The organism is Protofrankia coriariae (assembly GCF_001017755.1).
In the GTDB taxonomy this organism is placed as follows: Bacteria; Actinomycetota; Actinomycetes; order Frankiales; family Frankiaceae; genus Protofrankia; species Protofrankia coriariae.
Window position 1 is genome coordinate 1 of record NZ_JWIO01000089.1, and the last position, 2627, is coordinate 2627.

1 protein-coding gene and 1 pseudogene are annotated in these 2627 nt (G+C 77.1%); both read left to right on the forward strand.

Features of this window, described 5'->3' with window-relative positions; genetic code table 11:
- Nucleotides 1-84: 84 nt before the first annotated feature.
- Nucleotides 85-159: pseudogene (locus tag FrCorBMG51_RS34280) on the forward strand (hypothetical protein); the annotation flags it as partial.
- A gap of 203 nt (nucleotides 160-362) precedes the next feature.
- Nucleotides 363-2627: SDR family oxidoreductase (locus FrCorBMG51_RS32900; protein WP_275452065.1), on the forward strand; the 2265-nt coding region annotated here is incomplete at its 3' end.

Genomic DNA, 2627 nt, shown 5'->3' on the forward strand with positions numbered 1-2627 from the left:
ACCGATCTTGAAACAGTCCCGCACGCCACGGTCGTGGTGCCCGGCACGGCATTCGTCGAGCTGGCCGTGCGGGCCGGGGACGAGGTGGACCTCGACGCGGTCGAGGAACTCGTCCTGGAGGCGCCGCTGACCCTGCCGGCGCGCGGCGCGGTCGAGATCCAGGTCGTGGTGGCGGCACCGGACGGGACGGGGAAGCGCACGTTCGGCGTGTACGCCCGGCCCGCCATCGACGGGGACACCCCCGCGGACTGGACCCGCCACGCCACCGGCCTGCTGGCATCCGCTGGCCTGCCGGCAGCCGACGGCCGGCCGGCGGACGGCCAGNCGGCCAGCCATGGCCGCTGGAGCAGCCGGAGCGCGCGGTGTTCGACACGCTGGCGCCGACGGCCTGGCCCCCCGCGGACGCCACCGCCGTCGACCCGGACGACGTGTACGCGCGGCTCACCGCGGCCGGGCTGGCCTACGGCCCGCTCTTTCGCGGCACGAGCGCGGTGTGGCGGCGCGCGGGCGAGGTCTTCGCCGAGGTCGAACTGCCGGAAGGGGTACGCGGGGACGCCGGGCGCTTCGGCATCCACCCCGCGCTGCTCGACGCCGCCCTGCACGCCGCCGTCCTGACCGCGCCCGAGGGCGGGCGCGCCACCGCGGGCGGCGCGCCCGAGGGCCGGGTGCCCTTCGCCTGGTCGGGGGTACGGCTGCACTCCGCCGGCGCGGCCGCGCTGCGGCTGCGGATCGCCGGTGACGGCGACAGCGTGGCCGTGCACGCGGCCGACAGCACCGGCGCGCCGGTTGTCTCCGTCCGCTCGCTGCTGTCCCGGCCGGTCAGCGCCGCGCAGGTCGGCGCGGCGCGGCGCGAGGCCCACCGGGACTCGCTGTTCGCCGTCGACTGGGCCGTCATCGGCCTGCCGGCCACCGCCGACCTGCCTACCATCACCGACCGCTACCAGGTGCTCGGCAGCGATGATCACCCACTGCTGACCACGCTGCGCGCGGCCGGGGTGGACGCCCGGGCCGCCACGGACCTCGCCGGGCTGGGCACGACCGAGCCCGAACTCGTCCTCGCCCCCGTGACCACGTCCGACACGGCCCCCTCCGGCACGGCCGCTACCAGCACGGCCGCTACCAGCACGGCCGCTACCAGCACAGCCGCTACCAGCACAGCCACTTCCGGCACGGTCGCGTCCGGTTCTCGTGGGACGGCGGCAGCGGCGCACGCTGTCACCCACCGTGTGCTCGAGCTGGTGCAGGGGTGGCTGGCCGAGCCGCGCGACCCGGGATCGAAGCTGGTGCTGGTGACCCGCGGCGCCGTGCCGGCCGGCGGGCAGATCCCCGATCCCGCCGTGGCGGCCGGCTGGGGGCTGGTCCGCTCGGCGCAGTCCGAGCACCCGGGCCGGTTCGTCCTGCTCGACCTCGACCCGCTGGACAGCGTCCTGCTGGACGCGGACCCGCCGGAGATCGACCTGCCGGCCGTGCTCGCCACGGCGCTGGCGACCGACGAGCCGCAGCTCGCCGTCCGCGGCGGCACGCTCACGGTCCCCCGCCTGGTCCGGGTCGCGGCCCCATCGGCACAGCCGGCGGTGGAAGCGTCGGCGGAGGCAGCGCTCGATCCGGACGGGACCGTACTGATCACGGGTGGTACCGGGGCGCTCGGCGGGCTGCTGGCCCGTCACCTGGTGACCCGGCACGGCGCGCGTCACCTGCTGCTCACCAGCCGCCGCGGCCTCGCCGCCGCAGGCGCGGAACAGCTGCGCGACGATCTCACCGCCCTCGGCGCGTCGGTGACGGTCGCCGCTGTCGACGTCACCGACCGGCAGGCGCTGGCCGNGGCCGGCCTGCTCGCCGCTGTCCCCACCGAGCGCCCGCTGACCGCGGTCGTACACGCCAGCGGTGTCATCGACGACGGTGTCGTCACCGCGCTCACCGCGGACCGTCTCGACGCCGTGCTGGCGCCCAAGGCGGACGCCGCCTGGCACCTGCACGAGCTGACCCGCGGCACCGGCCTGGCCGCGTTCGTGCTGTTCTCGTCGGCCGCCGGCATCCTCGGCAGCCCCGGCCAGGGCAACTACGCGGCGGCCAACGCCTTCCTCGACGCGCTGGCCGGCTACCGCCGCGGGCACGGCCTGCCGGCGACGTCGCTGGCCTGGGGGCTGTGGGCCGGCGCCAGCGGGATCACCGGCGAGCTCACCGACGCCGACCGCGAGCGCATCGCCCGCGCCGGCCTGCGCCCGCTGTCCGCGCGGGACGGCCTCGACCTCTTCGACGCCGCCCTCGGCGTCCGCCCCACCGCCGCCACCGCCGCAGGCACAGGCACCAACGCGGGCACAGGCACCGGTCCGGACGCGACTGTTCCCGGCACCGCTACCAGCGGGAAAGCCGGCACCACCGGGAACGCCGACGCAGATGCGGGTACCGGCACCATCGGTAACGCCGACAGCGCCGGGGATGCCGACACCGGTGAAACGGGCGAAAAAGCCAGCGTGGGCGGGACCGGCGGTGTGGAGCGGGCGCTGCTCGCACCCGTCCATCTCGATCTGGCCGTGCTGCGCGGCCGGGCCGCCGAGCACGGGGTGCCGGCGCTGCTGCGCGGCCTGGTCCGGCCGGCCCGGCGGGCGGCCCGCTCCGCCGGGCCA